The sequence below is a fragment of the Pseudomonas sp. W15Feb9B genome, from assembly GCF_000828175.1.
Classification (GTDB): Bacteria; Pseudomonadota; Gammaproteobacteria; order Pseudomonadales; family Pseudomonadaceae; genus Aquipseudomonas; species Aquipseudomonas parakoreensis.
Genome location: NZ_JTKF01000009.1, coordinates 137,142 through 156,425, shown reverse-complemented (window position 1 = coordinate 156,425; position 19,284 = coordinate 137,142). Strand labels below are relative to the sequence as shown.

The window sequence follows — 19,284 nt, the reverse complement described above, 5'->3', positions numbered from 1 at the left end:
AGTATCCGGTACTTCGGGTTCCGATGACTGGCGTGCTCCAGTCGTTTAATTACGGCTGATCGTTACAAGCATCGACCAGCACTGCTGGTCGATGTTGTTTACGCCCCTCCAGAATTTCGCGTGCGTTGAACCGCCTGGCGGTAGTCGACGAACGCCGCTGTACAGCACGAGGAACAAGGGATGTTCGCGCCGGCCAATGAAACCCACTTTGCCCTGACCATCGAAGGGCTCTCCGCCGATTTTCAGGTATTCACCCTGACCGGCCGGGAAGCCATCAGCCAGCCTTTTGTCTTTGAGGTGGAGCTGGTCAGTGAGCAGCCGTCGCTGGACCTCGAAACCCTGCTGCACAAACCGGCCTTCCTGCAGCTGTCGCCCGATGGCAGCGGCATTCATGGCCAGATCTACCGCGCCGCGCAAGGTGACTCAGGCAAGCGCCTGACGCGCTATTCGGTAACCCTGCGCCCGCAACTGTCGTACCTGGCGCATCGCGTCAACCAACGCATCTTCCAGAACCTCACAGTGCCGAAAATCATCGGCATGGTTCTCGAAGAGCACGGCATCCAGAGCAACGCCTACGAATTCAAGACCGGTTCGATCTATCCTGAGCGCATCTACTGCGTGCAATACGATGAATCGGACCTGCACTTCATCCAGCGCCTGTGCGAGGAAGAAGGTATCCACTACCACTTCCAGCACAGCGCCACGGCGCACAAGCTGGTGTTCGGCGATGACCAGACGGTGTTCCCGAAACTCCAGCCTGTGGCCTACCAGCAAGACTCCGGCATGGTCGCCAGCAATCCGGTGATCAAACGTTTCGACCTGCGCCTGGAAACCCGCACCAGCCGCACCACGCGCCGCGATTACGACTTCGAAAAACCGCGCCTGACCCTGGAAAGCGAGAACCGCGGCGACGCCCTGCCCGACCTCGAAGACTACGACTACCCGGGCCGGTTCATCGACCGCGAGCGCGGCAAACACCTGGCCAAACGCGCCCTCGAACGCCACCGCAGCGACTTCCAGCTCGCCGAAGGCAAGAGCGACCAGCCGTTGCTGGTCAGCGGTCATTTCCTCGCCCTGACCGAGCACCCGAAAGCCAAATGGAATGACCTGTGGCTGCTGACCGAAGTCCTGCACGAAGGCAAACAGCCGCAAGTGCTCGAAGAGTCGGTGACCAGCGACACCACCGCACTGAAAGACGATTTCCATCAGGGCTATCGCAACCGCTTCCAGGCGACCCCGTGGGACGTGCCGAACCGCCCGCCCCTACGCCACCCGAAACCGCGCATCCTCGGCAGCCAGAGCGCCGTGGTCACCGGCCCCAAAGGTGAAGAGATTCACTGCGACGAGTACGGCCGGGTCAAAGTCCAGTTCCACTGGGACCGCGAAGGTCAGGCCGACGATAAGACCAGTTGCTGGTTGCGTGTTTCCAGCGCCTGGGCCGGCGCCCAGTACGGCGGCATCGCCATCCCGCGCATCGGCATGGAAGTGCTGGTCACCTTCCTTGAGGGCGATCCCGATCAACCGCTGATCAGCGGCTGCCTGTACCACAAGGAAAACACCGTCCCGTACGATCTGCCGGCAAACAAGACCCGCAGCACCTTCAAGACCCTGAGTTCCATGGGTGGCGGCGGCTACAACGAACTGCGCATCGAAGACAAGAAAGGTCAGGAGCAGATCTACCTGCACGCCCAGCGCGACTGGGACGAGAACATCGAGCACGACCAGAAGATCCGCGTCGGCAACGAACGCCACGACACCGTCGAGCAGAACAGCTACACGGAATTCAAGGCCGAAGAACACCACACCGTCTACGCAGATCGAAAAGTCGAAGCCCGCGCCAACGACCACCTGACCGTTGGCGTCAACCAGCACATCAAGATCGGCACCGGCCAGTTCATTGATGCAGGCCAGGAAATCCACCTGAGCAGCGGCATGAAAGTCGTGCTCGAAGCCGGCGCCGAGCTGACCCTGGTCGGCGGCGGCAGCTTCATCAAGATCGACGCCGGCGGCGTGACCATGAGCGGCCCGACGATCAACATCAACTCCGGCGGCAGCCCCGGCAGCGGCACCGGCGCCGCCCCGTTGATGCCCGGCGTGCTGAAACAGGCCGACGCCGACAAGGCCGGCCAGGTCCTGACCCCGGCCCAGATCAACACCCTCAAACGCAACGCGCCGTTCTGCGAAGAATGCGAAAAATGCAAGGCAGGTGCCTGTGCCATCTGATCGACTGACACCCAAGGACTGGCTGGCGCAACAGCCGCTGCAGATTGGCGAGCGTTTGTACTTGATCATCAGCGCAGCGAGCGATGCCGACGCACTGAAAACCCTGTACCTGACCGAACCCACCGCCCAACTCCTGCCAATCTGGGGCGGCACGCCCTACTCCACCTGGCAACCGGTGATGCCCTACGTCACCGAACTCAAACCGAACTCGGCATTCCTGCCCTGGATCGCCGAAACCGACGCCCTCGACTGGGGCTGGCTGGCCGTCTCACGCGCCGAACCGAACGACGTGTTCGAGCACCTGCGCAGCCTGACACAGGTGAAGATGCCGGACGGGACTGAGGTGTTTTTCCGCTTTTGGGATGGGCGACATATCTACCCGATTCTGAAGGAGCTTGGGGAGAAGGCTGGGGAAGTACTGCCGGTGTTTGAACGGTATCTGATTAACGGGCAGACGCTGGAGGTTGGGACACGGGTGTTGCCGAAGGTGAAGGATTGGCCGTGGTGGGAGGTGCCGAAGGAGTTGCTGGATGGCTTAGCCAAGGAGAACCCGACGACACTGATCAGCAACCTGATGCAGTGGCTGGAAGAAGACCGCCCGGATATTTACAGCGCTTGGCCTGAGAACAACCTGAAGCTGAAAGTCAGCCGTTTCGTGCGCCGCCCGGATGCGCCGAAAAACCTTAAAGAAGCACTGTTAAACCACCTGATTCTGGAGCAAGGCTGATGGATCGCGTTGCCTTTGTTGACAACCAACTGAACACCTTCAAGGACAGTCTGAAGCTGTATCAGGAACAAACCAAAACCTGGTACGCAAGGGCCGCCGACAAGGCCAGTCGAGCTGCTGACCTGCCCTCCCTGTTGGGCATGGAGCGCGTGATCAAGGTTGGCGACACCAGTAAATCGGTGAGCATGAACGACGGTAATTTTGCCTCGAACGTGGCTCAGTGTCCTCTCAAGGGTCCATTGCTGATCGAAAGTAAATTCGAATCTGTTTACGACATCCCGATTGGCGACATCGAAGTCGAGATTGTCGCGGTGGAAGGTGGTGCGGTCAGCAAAGTCAAACTCGACGCTCAAGGCAAGGCTGAGTGGGCCGGAGGTATTCCCGGCAAGTTCTATCAGATCCGCGTTCACAACGAAGTGACACCGGCGCAGATAGACGCCCTCTTCAGCTCCTACAGCGGCGTGACCGCTGACCTGGAAGGTTTCCTGCGTAAAGAGTGGGCAGGGTTCAAACCGCAATGGTCGAATCTGTCAGCTTCGGGCACCGCGATGGCTATCGGCAACGGCATTCTTGAAGGTGGCTGGGAGGCTATCAAGGGGGTGTGGGATGGCATCAGTCTGGTGCTCGATATCCTGCAAGACCCGAAGAAATTTGCTAAGGATCTTGGGGCTGGTGCTGATGAGCTGATCAAGGTCGCCAAAAGCTCGCCAGATGTCATGAAAAAGGCCATGTTGCTGGCCAGTGACGAAGCCGCACTGTTCCTGCTGGTGCGCAGTGCAGTGATCTGGTTGGCCGGTTTGCCACCCATGAAGATGGCAGGCGACGTGGCGAAAATGACCACAGCGATCGTCGTTGGTATCGCGATCGACATCGTGATTGGTGTGGTACTCACCATCGCAGCCGAAGGCACCGGGATCATCTATCTCGCTGCCCGACTCAAGAAGTACGGTGAGTTGGTGCTCAACGCCGTCATCGGTTTCGTGAAGTCGTTGTTCAAGATCATCAACGGCTTTATGGAATACGTCGCGAAGTACACAGCTGTTGCGGCGCGGGGTGTGACGGCCAAGGTGAGGAATGGTATTTCCGAGTTGCGTTTTGACGGGAAGAAAAACGCCAAACTCGCGGATGGCAAAATAGCCGACGATGCTTCCAAACAGGCAAAAACGCCTGCCGAGAAAAGCGCGGAGCCGGCAGCCGACACTTGCACCAATGGATGTCCGGTTTCAATGGTTACCGGTGAAGAACTGTTGACGCTGACCGACGGCCAACTTGACGGTCTGCTGCCGTTTGAATGGACCCGTCTCTACCGAACCAGTGCAGTGGAAATCGATTGTGGCCTGGGTTATGGCTGGAGCCATGCGCTGGCGCATCGCCTCGAGATCAGTGGCGACGAAGTCATCTGGACCGACCACGAAAACCGCTCGACACCCTTCCCCCTCCCAAGCGAACAACGTCCGGCAATTACCAACAGCCTGTCGAAGGCAGCGATATTTCTTGGAGACGATCCGTCAGAACTGGTTCTGGCACAGGCAGGCAAACGTCCATCGTTCTACCACTTCCGCTTCAACAGCAAAGGCGCCACCCTGATCGCCATCAGCGACAGCTATGGCAATCGGCTGCACGTCACGCGCGATATCCACGGTCGGATCAAGCGTCTCGATAACGGTGCCGGTCGCGCCCTGCTGCTGCGCTACGACCGCAAACACATTATCGCTGTGGACTATCAACAGTTCCTGCCGGCGGACAACCTTGAAGATGCCTGGAACACCGTTCAAACGCTGGTGACATACAGCTATGACGCACAGCACCGTCTGATCGAAGCGAAGAACGCGGCCGGCGAAGCCGAGCGCTATCGCTACAACGATCAGCACGTGATTCTGGAGCGCCAACTGGCAGGCGGCGCGGCCTTCTACTGGGAGTGGGAGAACGAAGGCAAACTGTCTCGCTGCATCCGTCACTGGGCCAACTTCTCGCAGATGGAAGCGCACTACGCCTGGGACGATAAAGGCAGCGTAACGGTAACCAACGCCGATGGCAGCGAAGAGGTCTACACCCACGACGACCAAGCGCGACTGATCAGCAAGATCGACCCGGACGGCGCCGAACACCTCAAAGCGTACAACGACAAAGGTCAGTTGATCGCGGAAAAGGATCCTTTGGGTGCTGTCACCGAATACCGGTACGACGACAACGGACTGATGACTGCTGTCATCCCGCCGGAAGACGAAGCGACCACGTATGAATACATCAATGGTTTCGTCAGCGATGTTCATCGCGGCAAAGCCAGTTGGAAGTACCAACGCAACCGTCAGGGCGACATCACCCAGCAAATCGACCCGGATGGCAATGCCACGCTAAACAGCTACGACGCCCAGGGTCGCCTGCTGGAGATCCGCCACCCGGACGGCAGCCGCCATCAACTCGGCTGGAACAATCTCGGACAGTTACTGGAAGAACGCCTGCCGGACGGCGGTCAACGCAAGTATCGCTACGACGCACTGGGTCGGCAGATTACCCGCCAGGAAGAATCCGGCGCCATCACCCACTACCAATGGGATGCGGCCAACCGCCTGGCACAAGTCACGCTGCCGGGCGGTGCAACACGTGCCTTCACCTACAACGCCTATGGCAACGTTACCGCCGAACGTGACGAACTCGGCCGCATCACTCGCTACGAATACGCCGACAACCTGCACCTGGTCAGCCGCCGCATCAATCCGGACGGCAGCCAACTGCGCTACCGCTACGACAACTCCCGTCTGTTGCTCACCGACATCGAAAACGAGCGCGGCGAGCATTACCAGCTCGATTACTACGCGAACGGCCTGATCCAGCAGGAAACCGGCTTCGACGGTCGCCGCACGGCCTACGAATACGACCTCAACGGCCAGTTGCTGAAGAAAACCGAATTCGGCGATGACGGCAGCGAACTCGTTACCGAGTATCAACGCGACGCCGCTGGCCGTCTGCTGGTAAAAACCCTCGCCGATGGCGAGGAGATTCACTACAGCTACGACGCCCTCGGTCGCCTCGTAAACGTCGACGACGGCCACTGGCCGCTCGCCTACAAGTACGACCTGCAAGACCGCCTCATCGAGGAACACCAAGGCTGGGGCACCCTACGCTACGAGTACGACAGCGTCGGCCAGCTGAGCCATTGTCGCCTACCGGATGGCAGCACACTCGACTACCGCCACCTGTCCGGCGGACGCCTGAGCAGCATCGACCTCAACGGCTCACGTCTCACCGCTCACCAGTTCAGCGCCGGTCGCGAACAACAGCGCCAGCAAGGCCTGCTGCTCAGCCAATACCAGTACGACGAACAGGGTCGACTGCTAGCCCACACTGTCGGTCAGCGTGATAAAAACCTGTTCCAGCGTCGCTATAATTACGACGCCAACGGCAACCTCGCCGGCATCGATGACAGCCGCAAGGGCAATCGCAGCTACCATTACGACCCGCTCGACCGGCTCATCAGCGTACGCGGTACGACACCGGAAAGCTTCGCCCACGACCCGGCGGGCAACCTGCTCGGTCAGAACAACGAAGGCACAGCCAACCTCGCCAACGTCAAAGGCAACCGCCTGCTGATGCAAGGCGACCGCCACTATGACTACGATGCCTACGGCAACCTGATCCGCGAACGCCGTGGTACCGGCCAGAAACTCGTTACTGAATACCGCTACGACTGCCAACATCGCCTGATCGGCGTAAGCCTGCCCGGAGGCAGCAACGCGTCCTACAAATACGACGCCTTTGGTCGCCGTGTCGAAAAAACCGTCGACGGCCACACTACAGAATTCCTGTGGCAAGGCGAACGACTGATCGCTGAAAGCGCCGAAAACCGCTACCGCAGCTACATCTATGAGCCCGGTAGCTTCCGTCCACTGGCGATGCTCGATGGCGAAGGCCCGCGCAAAGCCACGCCGTTTTACTATCAACTCGACCACCTCGGCACACCGCAGGAACTCACCGACTACAGCGGCGAAATCATGTGGTCAGCGAAGTACCGCGCCTACGGTAACCTCGCGGCGCTGGACGTCAGCGAGATCGATAATCCGCTGCGCTTCCAAGGTCAGTATTTCGATGCCGAGACGGGGTTACATTACAACCGTCACCGCTACTACAATCCGGGCACTGGACGGTTTTTGACGCCGGATCCGATCAAGCTTGCGGGTGGGTTGAATAACTACCAGTACGTGCCCAATCCTACGGGGTGGGTGGATCCGTTGGGGTTGAATAATTGCCCAGGATCTACGAATTACAAAGGCGTCCCCATTAGTGACAATGCCAAAAATCATCTTGAGAAAGCTGATGGATACAGTAAAAAAAGCGGGATCAAAGGCGCTCACAATCGAGATGATTTTCTTAAAGCCGCCACGGACAACAATTTGCACATAATTTCAGAAACCCAAAGCCCGAAAACTCCTGGACTATCTGAAATTACCTACGGACGAGACTCCTTGGATAGAACTGGGCAAGCTGTAGGAATAAAAGAATTTGACAATCCAAAAACAGTCTATGATCCGAACGTAATCTCGACAGAAAAAATGTTCAACTCGGGCAGAGAAGCCGCCGCATCCGGATACAATCAGGCGCGAGCTAGTGGTAATCGAGTGTATAGCGCATCTCACGACGGTATAACATTTAGGATCTACCTAGATGAAACACTAACAACCGTCACAAACTTTCACCCAACGATGAAATAGATGATGACCATAGAACAGCTTTCAGAAAAGCAACGCGACATAGTCAACAATTGTCTACTAGACTTACTGGAGTCATCATCTTTACACAACTCTAGTTTTTTGCCAAAAGCTTTAGAAAGCCTAATTAAATCGCATGGCTTTGGCATAGAAATGTCTGGGATATATATAAGCACGGACGAAGATCCAGAAAACATCCCTGAATACCTGGAAGATGGAATTGCTTTTGAATTTATGGATAGCCACGTCACATTGCCATTTAAAGACGCTATCGCTTTTATCATTTCTTGGTGCGCTACACAAAAACAGGTGGAAGAGCTTAATCTAGATATAACACTAGAAAAACTTAAGAAAAAATTCAATTAAACACTTAAAACCAAAAAAATTAAAAAATAAATCTCGGCAAAAGGGGATGAATTTATTTTCCAGCCTGCCCTTTCTAATCAATAGAGGTTGAAAGACTCCCCTTGGCCAGCCCTCTTTTCAGAAAATAAATCCGCCCATTTTTTCATTGAAAAAATTCGATGGCTGGGAAAAGCTTCAATGAAGACCACTTTTGAAACTGCTTTAGACCTTCACGAAATATCTGATTTCTTTAAAGGAAATGGACAATATTTTGCTCGAGACTCCGACTGGGGAGACCATCTTTTTATCAGCAACTGGCAGGAAATGTGCAGTGTTTTAAAAAATCAGAAAGCCGCACAAAATTTACTCACATCGATATTTGAAGATTACGCAAAATATTTGAAGGAAGATTATTCAGATGCCGAAGGATTATTCTCAAATATAAGCGCTTACTACACACTTAAAAATAAAATAGCCTTTTTATCGAGCAATAGTTACGACTTAATCGAAAGTCTTGACGAGAGAAGCAAGAAAGATATAGGAAAACTATTTCGTTTGCTTAGGCAACAGTACGATTTAAAAAACAAAGATCTGCCAAAGTACACTTTTGATGAGGAAATCAAACGATTAAAGCTCAAGGGATGCACTCTTAATCTTGAACAGCTTTGAAAAAGCATGCAGATCACGACTTCGGCACAGCTGATGATAGACATTTAAAGAATTCAAAGTCTAAAAACTCTGCTAACCCCATAAAAATATCATATTAATATCAGCGACCACCCGACACTATATAAAAACGAATAAAGTGCACAGATTTTTGGTGTAGGCAGCCCAAAAAAGCAATCAAAATAAATCTGTTCCCTTTTGCCTCTTTTGCCTTCGATGACACTAGGACCGGAAAGGTCCCCGGCACCAAAGAACACTCCCCCTTCAAGGAAAAAAATGAAAACCTGGAATGAATTTGATGGCAACACCTTATTCAATAGAGTGTTCACCAAACCTATTAAAATTAGCACGATAAAGTTATTCCAAATAACAATCGACAACAACAGACCTAACATAACCTTCGAATTCGATATCCCAGAAATCCCCGACTCCGCACCTGAAAAATGGATAAAGATGGGATTCAACACTTGCCGCATTGGCTTGAGCTGCAACGGAGTCAAGGAATTATTCTTAAAAAACATACCTACTCAAGAGAGCCTCACTATCAAAATAGAGAAAATTGACGAGTATTTTTTTAATCCGTGCAGAAAATGAAAACTCTCTATTGGAGTTCAAAACAAAATACCCATTACTTTGCGACCCTTCGGTTTACATGAGCACCCATGAATAAACATCAAATCACACTCGCCAACAACTGGATCGCCACCTTCGAAAACAACGGTGAATTCCGCATGGGAGCCGAAGGCTGGAGCTTGGTCCTGCAAGGGCCTGACGGCAGAAATATCAATTACTTCGCGGACAAGATCATTTTGGTCAACGATGACGACGGCACCCAGGCTAATTCGTGCATTCGTCTATCCAGCGACGGTGTCTACGGTTATTTGAGCACAGCCGTTGACAGCTGCTGGGTGATCGATTTCTCGCGGTGCATGATCGCCCCGCACCGAGTGAGCATCCATCACTACCATGACGCCTATGACGAAAGCGTGGCAGCTTACGAACAACCCGCCTTCAAGCGTGCGAGGCAATATATCAGTGTGGTTGGAAGGTACATCTATCTGACCTTCCCGCTGACCAAAGATGAAGACTTCCCCAAGGTATGGGAAGAGTATCTGTCCATACGCAAACGCCAACTGGACGAGCTTTATTTCAGAAACTGACCAGTGGGCGCCAATATCATGTTGCTATTGGCGCGCCCTACCCGATCAACTCGTCCATCACCTCATACTTAACCACCACCCGATTCCGATACAACCTTACCCGCTCCACCAACTCCCCCACCTGCCCCTTCTCTCGCACTTCCCGCCAGATCTCATTCTCCCGATACACCCGCTCCCCTTCCCGCACAAACCGGTGCCCTTCCTGAAACACGTGATACCGATACGCCCGCACCTGATCGCACAACAACTCGCCCTCCAGCTGCGTGTCCCCCACATTCAACTTCAACTGAAAACTCCGATCCGTCGGGTTGTGCAGTACCAGGTCAACGTAGTTGTAGAAAATTGCCGCACCGGAACCGAATGGCAGCACTCGCCCCTCATCCGGGAATGGATCGAAGCTGTGGTTGGAGCGTTCAACAACGACCAGCGGTGAGTGAATCGCCATCCAGTGAATCAGGTTGCTCAGTTGGCAGATTCCGCCGCCGATACCGCTGCGTGCTTCGCCGAAGGACAGTTCCATGCCTTCGACGTAGCCGCGTTTGCGGGTTGGGCGGCCGACGAGGCGGCAGAAGGACAAGTGTTCGCCGGGGGCGATGATGAGGCCGTCGATGGCGGCGACGGCGAGTTTCAGGTTGATGACTTTGTTGTGTTGCAGGGCGAGGTCGGAGTCGCCGAGTTTGCGGATGAGTTTTGAGGTGTGTTTCAGGTAGCGGAATGGCAGACGGTCAGCGCCGGCAACCAGGCGTGCGTAGCGATTGCTGGAGCAGTGCCAGGCGATCTGGCGGAACAGTCTTTTTTGCCAGACGCGCAGCCAGTACAGGGCCGGGTGATAGAGGGAAAGTGGTTTCATCCGTGGGGCGACGGCAGGTGCCGTTTCTTCCTTGAAGCATCTGAGGGGCGCGCAGTTTAGCCTGTGGGCCGGCTTGCGTCGTGCGCGAGATGTCGTGTCTCGAAACACCTCGCCTCACCTCCTGAACGTCAAATTAAGCTTCAACTAAGCTTGCGTCGCTAGCATCCCGGCCCGAGAGACACCTGTCGCCGATCAACCGCGGATGAGCTTACCGAATGAGCCAGTTTGATTTACCAGCCGTTACGCAGCCGAATTTCAGTCTTGTATTGGTAAATTACAAAACCCCGGACATCACCCGGATGTGCCTGGAGTTGTTGCGCGAGCATGTTCAGGCGCAGCGCATCCCGGTTTGGGTGGTGGACAATGACTCTGCCGACGCCAGTCTGGATTATTTGCGCTCGCTGGACTGGATCAATCTGATCGAACGCTCCTCCCCCGGCAAAGAAGCGGGACATATTGCGCATGGCAAGGCGCTGGATCTGGCGCTGGGAAAAGTTGAAACCGACTATCTGTTTTTGCTGCACACCGACACTTTTGTCTACGACAAGGAAGTCTTCGCGATGATGCTGCGTGAGTGCGCAAAGTCTGCAGACATCGCTGCAGTCGGGTGTGTCGAGCAAATCAATCGCGGGATTGTCAGAGACACCTGGCGACTAACTTCGCGGTTTTGCAAACACTATATTCGCCGGGCGAAAAAGGCATTGGGTTTGCGCAGTAAAGAGCCGAAACCTTATCGGGAAACTCACCTCAAAAGTTTTTGCACGTTGTGGAACGCCAGGTTGATGAAGTCTCAGGGACTGCACTTTTGCATGGATGACCGAGTTCCCGGTTATACCCTGCAGGATCGAATGGTCGCTTTGGGCTACGGCATCAAGCTGCTGTCACCGCGCAAGATTTTCCGCTATCTGGATCACATCCAGGCAGGCACCGTCGCTGCCGCCGGCACCTACGGCAAAAACCACCGTCGTACCAGAATGTACGAGGCCACTCTCAAACGTTTTGAAAAGCAAGCATCGGTTTGATCACGAACACAAAAAAGGGCGACTGCAAAGTCGCCCTTTTTTTAATCTGAAATTGTATACATCCGTTCCGAGGAGGTGTTCGCCCAGTGTAATGGCCTGGCAATCCATGCACCGGTAAAGAGCCCTGACACTGGGCGAACGGGAAGGATTTTAATAGAAGTTGGCGGATATGTCGTCATATACAAAGGTAAATTTTATGTACGAAAAAGTTAATAGATATTTATCGACGAAATCCTTTCGTGAAACTTTCACTGCACAGCCCAACTCATTTCAGATGATTGTTCTCATACAATAATCTGTACAAGAACAACCATCTTGTAGAGTCAATACTCAACTTTCATGCTGACTGGTCACTTTTAATACATCGGTATAAGTGACAACTACGCTCTGCCCGACTTTCAGATCTTTCAGCTTGGCTTGGATTTCAGGCTTTTTCACGTCGAGTGTTTTCGACTGACCCTGCGGGTTTTGCAGGGTCACTTGATTATTCTTCAAATCAATTTTGGTGATTTTCAGTTGCACCTGAATCTGGCGATAGGCCTCACCGCCCGGGTTTTCGCTGCCCGGCGCCTTGCGCAGCTCACCGCTGCGTTCGACGGTGCCAGGCAGACCTTTATCCACATCGGTATCGAGGTAAGCCGCCACCGAGCGTTGGACTTCGAGTTTTACCAGGTCGCCGACCTTGAGGTTGGCGAGGTTTTTCGCCTTGTCGCTGAGCTGGACGTGAACCTGACGACCTTCTGCACCTTCGAGCACGACCTGATGGTTGGCCGCATCAACGGCCAGCACTTTGGTGGTGACCTGATCGGCCTCGATGGTGGCGGACAGCGGAATGTCCGCCGCCATGGCAACGAAGCTGGTGGCGGACAGAACGGTTGCAAGGGTGATGGCCTTGGCCAGAGCGTGGAGCTTCATGAGCGGTACTTTCCCTGTAGTGAATGGCAGCAACCGGCGCCAACGCGTGTTTGGCACCGAATGTGCCACTGAGCATAGACGCTGTTCAGGGCTTGGCTGTTGTTTATGCCGGGTCCTCAGGCTTCGGGGTCATCCAGTTCATTGGCGACATTCGCGGCGGGCGAATTCTTGTGCAGGTCATCGGCCTTGGCGCGCAGGATCTGCCACTGCTCCAGATCGATCGCGCCTTGACCGAGCAGATCGTCGGCGATGCGTTGCAGGTCGAAATAGTGAGCGTCGGGGGACTGCTGCCAGTAGGTCTGATCGTCGAACAGGCGCTGCCAGGTGTTGAGGTCTGGGGGTTGCAGGTCGTCGCTCATGGCTAATCCTCCACGGGTAATAGTTTGTAGAGGCTGCGCAATAAAACAGAGTTCAACCCAATCCCTGTAGGAGCTGCCGCAGGCTGCGATCTTTTTAAAGATCAAAATCAAAAGATCGCAGCCTTCGGCAGCTCCTACATTGGTTGCGGGGCAGCAGTCAGTACCCGGTCATTTCCAGATAGCCGCGCCCGCCATGGCTGCCGCTGATCTGTACCGGGCCCTCCCAATAAGGAATGCGCAGGTTCATCCAGGCCTTGGGGTTGAGCGCGTCGAGACTGATGTCGAGGTGTTTGTCGGGAATGCTGATCGACCAGCGCACTGGCATCGTGTGCCCGGCAATTTTTGCGCTGTCCTTGGGTGTGAGTCTGATCTGCTCGCCGTGCAGGGTTTCGGTACGGCCGTCGGCGCTGATCCAGGTGCCGGTCAGATACGGTGCGCCATCGGTTTGTCGGGTGCGAAACAGCATCAGCGATTCACCGCTGTCCAGATGCAGGGAAAACCAGTCCCAACCGGTCTGATTGGCCGCCAGCGGCTGGCTGCTCCACTCACGGTCCAGCCACGCCGGGCCACTGACGGTGTAGGTCTGGCCGTCGATTTGCAGGGTGCCGCGGGCCTGAAAGAACGGCTGACTGTAGTAGTAGGAGGCCTGGCCCTGTTCGGATTTGCGGCTGAAACCGTTGTCGCCCTGCAACACCAGCGGTCGGCTGGAGGTGAGGTGCAATTGATAGCTGAAGGCTTTGTCGCGGGCACTGAGTTGCACATCCGTCAGCGGATCCTGCGCCTGGCTGGCGAAGCGCCAATCATCGATCCACGCCTCGAACGGCGCGACGTTGACACCGGCCTGCCCCACTCCGCCCCGGGCATAGCGCTCGGCAGCATGGTGCGCGGTGGCCGACGTCACCGCGGCATGCCCGAGCCAGATTGTCTGGTTGGCCCAGCCCGGTTGCTCTGGCGCAGGTTTCAAGGCGCTGCGAAACAGCGTCCATTGCACACCGAAATCGTGGCCCTGCTGGTCCTTGAGATTGGCGGTGACGTACCACCACTCGATACGAAATCCGTCGTGGGCGCCGTGATCCGCCGGGAAGCTGAACACCCGCCCCGGCACCACGGGAGTGAACTGAGCGGCCTGATCGCCGAGCCCGGCAAAGCCCTTTTGCTCAGGCACAGGCTGATCGCAGCCGCCCAAAAGCAGCAGCGTGAAAAGCAACGCAACCCGCTTAATCCTCATGAGCAAACGTCCTCAGCAGATCCGCCGGTTGCGTGCGGTACAACGAATACAGCGGCCACGCCGAGGCCAGCAAGGTCGCCAGTAACGCCAATCCCATCAATTGCAGCAGTTGCAGCGGGAAGATCCGCAACGGTAAGCGCCAGCCGAATGCCTGCACATTGATTACCGCATCCAGACACCACGCCAGGGCGATCCCCAGCGGCAACGCCAGCACCAGCGTCAGCAGCGCGAGCAACCAGGTTTGGCCGAGGTTGAGCAGCATCAACTGCCGGCGCGTCACGCCCAAGGCCCACAGCGGCGCCAGTTGCCCGAGGCGGCTCTGGCTTTGGGTCAGAAGACTGATGAACAGCGCCACACCGGCCACCGCCAAAGTGAGGCTGTTGAGCGCGGCGGTGGCGGCGAAAGTGCGTTCGAAAACCTGCACCGACCAACCTTTGAGCCGCGCCTGATCCACGATGCGGCTGTCATCGAGCTGAAAGCGCGTTTGCAGCGCAGTCAAAAACGACGGGATGTCCGGCGACGCGATGCGCAGGTTGAAACGGTTCGGCGTCAGTGTCGGCCACAGGCGCAGCAGGTGGTTGCTGTTGACCAGCAGATGGCCCTTGGGATTGCCGTAATCGGCGTAGATGCCGACGATGCGCGGTGACCACGGTCCGCCCGGCGTCGGCACGCTCAGATGATCCCCCGCGCGAACCTTCAGCCGTCGCGCCAGTTGTTCGCTGAGCATCACCGCATCGTCCGTCGCCAGGTGCGGCCACGGATCACCGGCGATCGCCTCGAGCAACGGCCAGTGTTGGCGATAATAGGGATGATCGATCACCCCGAATACATCCGCCGGCCAGCCCTGCAGGGTCACGGCTACTTGCCAGTTGGGCAGCACCGCGCTGACGTTCGGCTGTTGTTTGAGCCAGACGTACATCTCGCGCGATTGCGCCGGATTCACCGGGTTGAGGTACAGCTCGGCACTCAGGCGTTGTTCGAGCCAGTCGTTGAAGGTCTGGCGAAAACCGGCGGTCATGCTGCCCGCGCCGATGTTTGCCGCCAGCGCCAGCAACAGCGCCATCAGCGCCAGACTCAGTGCCGGTAACTGTTGGCGGCAATCAGCAAGAAACCACTGACCCAGCACCGAACGACTGCGCCCAAGCAATTGATTGAGCACCGCGCTGAGCACCACCGGCAATGCCAGCGCAGCACCCAGCAGCAACCCGGCCATCAACATGAAACCGCTGCTCAGGCTGTCGCCCCAGACCAACGCCAGCAGTGCAATCAGCGCCAACATCGCCGCCAGCCAACCCTGACGGCGCAACCAGCGTGCATGCTGCTGATGCCAGGCCTGTGGATCCGCCACCGCCAACAGCGGCAAACGTGCCGCACGCAACAGACTGTTGGCGCCGGCCAGCAACGCGCCGAACAGACTCAAACCAATACCGCTGAACCACCACCACGGACTCAGACGCAACTGCCCTGCCACTTCCGCGCCGTACAAACCACGCAGACTAGCGGCGACATCCGGCAGCAACACGCTCGCCAGCCAGTAACCGCTGACGACGCCGAACACCCCGCCAATCAGCGCCAGCACACCGAGTTCGACGATCAGGCTGCCGATCAGCATCCGCGCACTGACCCCGCAGGCACGCAACGTGCGCAGCAGGCCACGACGCTGCTCCAGTGCCAAACCGATAGCCGCGTGCACGATGAACAGCCCGACCACGAACGAGAGAAATCCCAAGGCATCAAGATTCAGGTGGAAGCTCTCGGTCAGGCGCGCCAGATTGTTTTCCTCGGCGCTGCTTTTGAGCTGCAACCGGCCATTGAACGCGGCCGGCAACTCGGCGTGAAAATCCTTGGGCAGTAACAAGCGCGACAGTTGCCGGGGTTGCTCAAGCACGGTTTGCGCGACACCGATATCCACCAGCAACACGCCCGGCGCCATGTCTTGTTGCGCGTGCAGCGGTGGCAGGCTTTGTCCGTTGACGGCCTGCGGTGTTGCGCCTTCGGTCAGGCCCAACGCGTGCAGGGTTTCCGGGGAAATCCACGTGCTGCCCGGCGGCGAGAAGAACGCGACGATGCGCTCGATCGGCATCGCCTGCCCGGCCACGGCGGAATCCACCGGCAGCGACACCGGTTCGATGCCCATCAGTTGCAGGCGCTGATCCGGGTGATCCTTGAGTACCAGCCGCCCCTGCAGCAGCGGCGAAACCGGCCAGCCCTGGCGGCGCAGGTCAACGAACCATTGCTGGGTAAACGTCGCTCCATTGGGCGTAGCAAGGCTGGCCTGTGGTTCGCCGCCAATCATCTGGCTCGCCCGGGCGTAACTGTCGCGGGCCTGGCTGTTCAGTGCTTCGACGCCGGTCAACAGACTGGTGGCCAGCCACAAACCCGTCAGCACACTGAAGAACTGTACCGGATGCCGCCGCCAATGGCTGAGCAGCGCACGCAGGGTTTGCCAGAACACGTTCACGTCAGGCGGCCCTTGGACAACACCACCCGCTGCGCCAGTCGCGCCGCCACGCGCGGGCTGTGCGTGACCATCAGCAGCGTGGTCGGCGTGTCGTCGAGCAACTCCAGCAACAGACGCAGCACTTCATCGCTGGTGGCTTCGTCGAGGCTGCCGGTGGGTTCGTCGGCCAGCAGCAGTTTCGGTCGCGACGCCAACGCCCGGGCCAAAGCAACCCGCTGCTGCTGGCCGCCCGACAGTTGTTCGGGATAACGCTTGAGCAAATCACCCAAACCCAGACGCTGCACCAGATGCGCTTGCCAGCGCGGCTCATGGCGCCCGGCCAGACGCGCCTGAAACGCCAGATTGTCCTCGACCCGCAGGCTGCCGATCAGGTTGAACTGCTGGAACACCAGACCGATTTCGGTACGGCGCCAGTCGGCCAGTTGCGCTTCGTTCATCTGCTCCAGTCGATGCTCGCCGCTGTGGATGCTGCCGCGATCCACCTTGTCGAGGCCGGCGATCAGGTGCAGCAAAGTGCTTTTGCCACTGCCGGATTCGCCCATCAGCGCCAGGCTGCCGCCGGGTTCGAGCGTCAGGTCGACGCCTTGCAGCACGGGCAATGAGCCTTGGGGAGTGAGGTAACTTTTGAAAACGCCTTGAACCTGAAGCATGCCGCCATCCGTTGGATCAGTGTGGGGCAAGGATAGCGGATAGCGGCCTCAGCAGATCAGCGTTGAAACCAATGGCCCCATCGCTGGCAAGCCAGCTCCCACAGGGCTTGGGTTGTTCAAAAATACTGAGCACACCCAAAAACACTGTGGGAGCTGGCTTGCCAGCGATGAGGCCAGTCCTGCAAAGCCAATACTCACTGCCCGGTTGCCACACTGGTCGCCGCCTCCCCCGGCGTGACAATGGTTTTCAGATCAATGTGCTTCCACTCAGGCCTGGCCCCCAGCCGCGCATTGAAGCGGTAGTTGAAGGTGAAATCGTCCGCCGTCGGCAGCGTCAGCGGTTTGCCATATACCGCCTCGATGCCCGCCAGGTCGTAACCCATCAGCTGCAACAGCGTCGGGAAAATGTTGTAGTGACTGGAACGGTCCTTGTTCACCGGCAATGACTGCGCCCAATCCGGGCCGTGCAGTTGATCGCCCTGAATCACCACCAGCGGCACCAGCCCTTCTTCCTCCACCGGATCGCCACCACAGTGAGTATTGAGCCCGGGGTTGCCGCGCTCATGCAGGTCCTGGCCGTGATCGGAGGTGTAGATCAGCAGCGCATTGTTCAGCCTGGCCTGAGCAAATACCCGGGCGAAGAACTCGCCCACGTTCCATAACAGCGTGTTCTTGTAGGCGTTGCGGTATAACAGCCAATCGTCCGGCTGGCCGTTGAAACCGTCACGTTTGCCGGTGTCGGCGACTTCGGTGAACTGCCCGCGCGGCAACGTCGGACGGTAGGCCATGAAGGCGTCGGGGTACTTGTCGTGCACCGGGAAATGCGCGCCGACTTTATTGATCACCACCAGCTCCGGCTGATCGTCGTTGAGCAACTCGATCAGCTTCGCGGCGGCAGCCATGTCGCGGTCTCGCACGCTGGTCTGGTCAAACTGCACGAACTCGTCGATGTCCTTTTTCTCGGTGTCGGTCATCAGGTTCTGCAGATTGCCGGCGGTGCGCTGGGCGTCGATGTACACCGTGCGCAACCCGGCCTTTTTCGCGTACTGCCAGATCGACGGCAGCGTGCTGTTGATCCGTATGTAGTCGGCACGCGTACCGCCGTAACGCAACGTAACGTTGGTATCGGCGCTGCAGTTGGCAATGGACGCGGCGTAGCCGTAGTTGAAAATCTCGACCCCCGGATGTGCCTGCTTGAGGTTGCTGTGCACCCCGAACGGCGCATTGATGTCCAGGTAATTGCCGGAGATGCTTTCGTCGATAATCAACACGATGTCGTGATTGACCGTCGCAGCGCTGCGCGCCAGCGTCACGGGCTCACGCGGGCCGACCGTGTTGTGCAGCGCTTCATAGGTGAACAGGTTCAGATAGGCCAGCGGCGTGTACATGATCGGCAAGCCCCGCGCGCCCTCGCCCGCCCGCAGGAACAACACCGCGCTCAACAGCAGCACACCACACACCGGCGCCGCCACCCGCAATGCATTGGGCACCACCAGCGCATGCCGCGGTTTGAGCCCGATGCCGAACAGCAACAGCAGGCCGCTGAGCGCACCATGAATGATCGCGTCGCGATACTGGTAAGCGGCTTCCTGAATGAAGCCGCCGGAGTACACCAGCGAGACAAAGCTGCTGTAGCTCAGGTAATCCGCGGTGACCCGGGTATAGACATCAAAGAATACCGCCGAAGCAAATAGCGTTATTGCGAATAAGTGTCGAATCAATGCCTGACGAATATAAGCCGTTAGATATAACGCTAAAGTGAGCGCCAAAAACATCGCGCCAAAAAGAAGCACAGCAAAACCGACCCCGATAGCATTTAACCGCTCAATGTAATATTCGGAATAAAGCAGCAGATAAATAACTAAAAGCAGTTCTTTTAAATATCGAAACATGGCGATTCCGGTCGTACGAAACGGCATTGGGTCAATAGTTTGTCGGTCAAAATCTGACACTAGCACCCGGCCATCAAAGC

Annotated in this window: 15 protein-coding genes; 8 read left to right on the top strand and 7 right to left on the bottom strand. The window is 56.8% G+C overall.

The annotated features are described in order from the left end of the window. Window positions 1-180: 180 nt before the first annotated feature. From tssI to OC71_RS07150, 7 genes are all read left to right on the top strand, one after another. The gene (tssI, locus tag OC71_RS07180) at window positions 181-2,223 is read left to right on the top strand and encodes a type VI secretion system tip protein TssI/VgrG (RefSeq protein ID WP_041066322.1); all 2,043 of its coding nucleotides are present in this window, start codon (window positions 181-183) and stop codon (window positions 2,221-2,223) included. After that, window positions 2,213-2,950: a DUF4123 domain-containing protein gene (locus OC71_RS07175; protein ID WP_041066319.1), complete on the top strand. Its 738-nt coding sequence runs from the start codon at window positions 2,213-2,215 to the stop codon at window positions 2,948-2,950. The genes tssI and OC71_RS07175 overlap by 11 nt, the downstream gene beginning before the upstream one ends. Next, complete coding sequence (locus OC71_RS07170) at window positions 2,950-7,659, top strand: RHS repeat-associated core domain-containing protein (RefSeq protein WP_084234152.1); 4,710 nt, start codon at window positions 2,950-2,952, stop codon at window positions 7,657-7,659. Before OC71_RS07175 ends, OC71_RS07170 begins: the two co-directional genes overlap by 1 nt. After that, window positions 7,660-8,022, top strand: a complete 363-nt coding sequence (locus OC71_RS07165) for a hypothetical protein (protein WP_041066317.1) — start codon at window positions 7,660-7,662, stop codon at window positions 8,020-8,022. A 177-nt stretch (window positions 8,023-8,199) separates the two neighbouring features. Then, window positions 8,200-8,670 carry a hypothetical protein gene (locus tag OC71_RS07160; protein WP_041066313.1) on the top strand — a complete coding sequence of 157 codons (471 nt, stop codon included), beginning with the start codon at window positions 8,200-8,202 and terminating at the stop codon, window positions 8,668-8,670. Between the two features lie 213 nt (window positions 8,671-8,883). Then, window positions 8,884-9,261, top strand: coding sequence for an Imm50 family immunity protein (locus OC71_RS07155; protein WP_371260354.1), 378 nt, complete (start codon window positions 8,884-8,886; stop codon window positions 9,259-9,261). Window positions 9,262-9,329: 68 nt separating this feature from the next. Further along, on the top strand, window positions 9,330-9,827 hold the full coding sequence (locus tag OC71_RS07150; protein WP_041066309.1) for a hypothetical protein: 498 nt from the start codon (window positions 9,330-9,332) through the stop codon (window positions 9,825-9,827). A gap of 37 nt (window positions 9,828-9,864) precedes the next feature. Here the strand turns inward: OC71_RS07150 and OC71_RS07145 are convergent, their stop codons facing one another. Further along, the gene (locus OC71_RS07145; RefSeq protein ID WP_041066306.1) at window positions 9,865-10,677 is read right to left on the bottom strand and encodes a VanW family protein; all 813 of its coding nucleotides are present in this window, start codon (window positions 10,675-10,677) and stop codon (window positions 9,865-9,867) included. A gap of 215 nt (window positions 10,678-10,892) precedes the next feature. On the opposite strand from OC71_RS07145, the gene OC71_RS07140 reads away from it, so the two are divergent. Next, entirely contained in the window at window positions 10,893-11,699 is an 807-nt protein-coding gene (locus tag OC71_RS07140) for a glycosyltransferase family 2 protein (RefSeq protein ID WP_041066303.1), read from the top strand. A 330-nt stretch (window positions 11,700-12,029) separates the two neighbouring features. On the opposite strand, the gene OC71_RS07135 is transcribed toward OC71_RS07140, so the two are convergent. From OC71_RS07135 to OC71_RS07110, 6 genes are all read right to left on the bottom strand, one after another. Then, window positions 12,030-12,614, bottom strand: coding sequence for a hypothetical protein (locus tag OC71_RS07135; protein WP_041066300.1), 585 nt, complete (start codon window positions 12,612-12,614; stop codon window positions 12,030-12,032). Window positions 12,615-12,730: 116 nt separating this feature from the next. Continuing rightward, complete coding sequence (locus OC71_RS07130) at window positions 12,731-12,973, bottom strand: hypothetical protein (RefSeq protein ID WP_041066297.1); 243 nt, start codon at window positions 12,971-12,973, stop codon at window positions 12,731-12,733. A 157-nt stretch (window positions 12,974-13,130) separates the two neighbouring features. Beyond that, the gene (locus OC71_RS07125; RefSeq protein WP_041066294.1) at window positions 13,131-14,201 is read right to left on the bottom strand and encodes a lipocalin-like domain-containing protein; all 1,071 of its coding nucleotides are present in this window, start codon (window positions 14,199-14,201) and stop codon (window positions 13,131-13,133) included. After that, on the bottom strand, window positions 14,191-16,662 hold the full coding sequence (locus OC71_RS07120; RefSeq protein WP_041066292.1) for an ABC transporter permease: 2,472 nt from the start codon (window positions 16,660-16,662) through the stop codon (window positions 14,191-14,193). The genes OC71_RS07125 and OC71_RS07120 overlap by 11 nt, the downstream gene beginning before the upstream one ends. After that, window positions 16,659-17,312: an ABC transporter ATP-binding protein gene (locus OC71_RS07115; protein ID WP_041066289.1), complete on the bottom strand. Its 654-nt coding sequence runs from the start codon at window positions 17,310-17,312 to the stop codon at window positions 16,659-16,661. Before OC71_RS07115 ends, OC71_RS07120 begins: the two co-directional genes overlap by 4 nt. A gap of 194 nt (window positions 17,313-17,506) precedes the next feature. Further along, window positions 17,507-19,204, bottom strand: coding sequence for a sulfatase-like hydrolase/transferase (locus OC71_RS07110; RefSeq protein WP_041066286.1), 1,698 nt, complete (start codon window positions 19,202-19,204; stop codon window positions 17,507-17,509). Window positions 19,205-19,284: the final 80 nt, after the last annotated feature.

Bases quoted from the DNA above. Each gene is read 5' to 3' on its own strand.
- tssI (WP_041066322.1), top strand. From the start codon at position 181: ATGTTCGCGCCGGCCAATGAAACCCACTTTGCCCTGACCATCGAAGGG.
- OC71_RS07170 (WP_084234152.1), top strand. From the start codon at position 2,950: ATGGATCGCGTTGCCTTTGTTGACAACCAACTGAACACCTTCAAGGAC.
- OC71_RS07165 (WP_041066317.1), top strand. From the start codon at position 7,660: ATGATGACCATAGAACAGCTTTCAGAAAAGCAACGCGACATAGTCAAC.
- OC71_RS07160 (WP_041066313.1), top strand. From the start codon at position 8,200: ATGAAGACCACTTTTGAAACTGCTTTAGACCTTCACGAAATATCTGAT.
- OC71_RS07155 (WP_371260354.1), top strand. From the start codon at position 8,884: ATGACACTAGGACCGGAAAGGTCCCCGGCACCAAAGAACACTCCCCCT.
- OC71_RS07150 (WP_041066309.1), top strand. From the start codon at position 9,330: ATGAATAAACATCAAATCACACTCGCCAACAACTGGATCGCCACCTTC.
- OC71_RS07145 (WP_041066306.1), bottom strand. From the start codon at position 10,677: ATGAAACCACTTTCCCTCTATCACCCGGCCCTGTACTGGCTGCGCGTC.
- OC71_RS07140 (WP_041066303.1), top strand. From the start codon at position 10,893: ATGAGCCAGTTTGATTTACCAGCCGTTACGCAGCCGAATTTCAGTCTT.
- OC71_RS07135 (WP_041066300.1), bottom strand. From the start codon at position 12,614: ATGAAGCTCCACGCTCTGGCCAAGGCCATCACCCTTGCAACCGTTCTG.
- OC71_RS07130 (WP_041066297.1), bottom strand. From the start codon at position 12,973: ATGAGCGACGACCTGCAACCCCCAGACCTCAACACCTGGCAGCGCCTG.
- OC71_RS07125 (WP_041066294.1), bottom strand. From the start codon at position 14,201: ATGAGGATTAAGCGGGTTGCGTTGCTTTTCACGCTGCTGCTTTTGGGC.
- OC71_RS07115 (WP_041066289.1), bottom strand. From the start codon at position 17,312: ATGCTTCAGGTTCAAGGCGTTTTCAAAAGTTACCTCACTCCCCAAGGC.
- OC71_RS07110 (WP_041066286.1), bottom strand. From the start codon at position 19,204: ATGTTTCGATATTTAAAAGAACTGCTTTTAGTTATTTATCTGCTGCTT.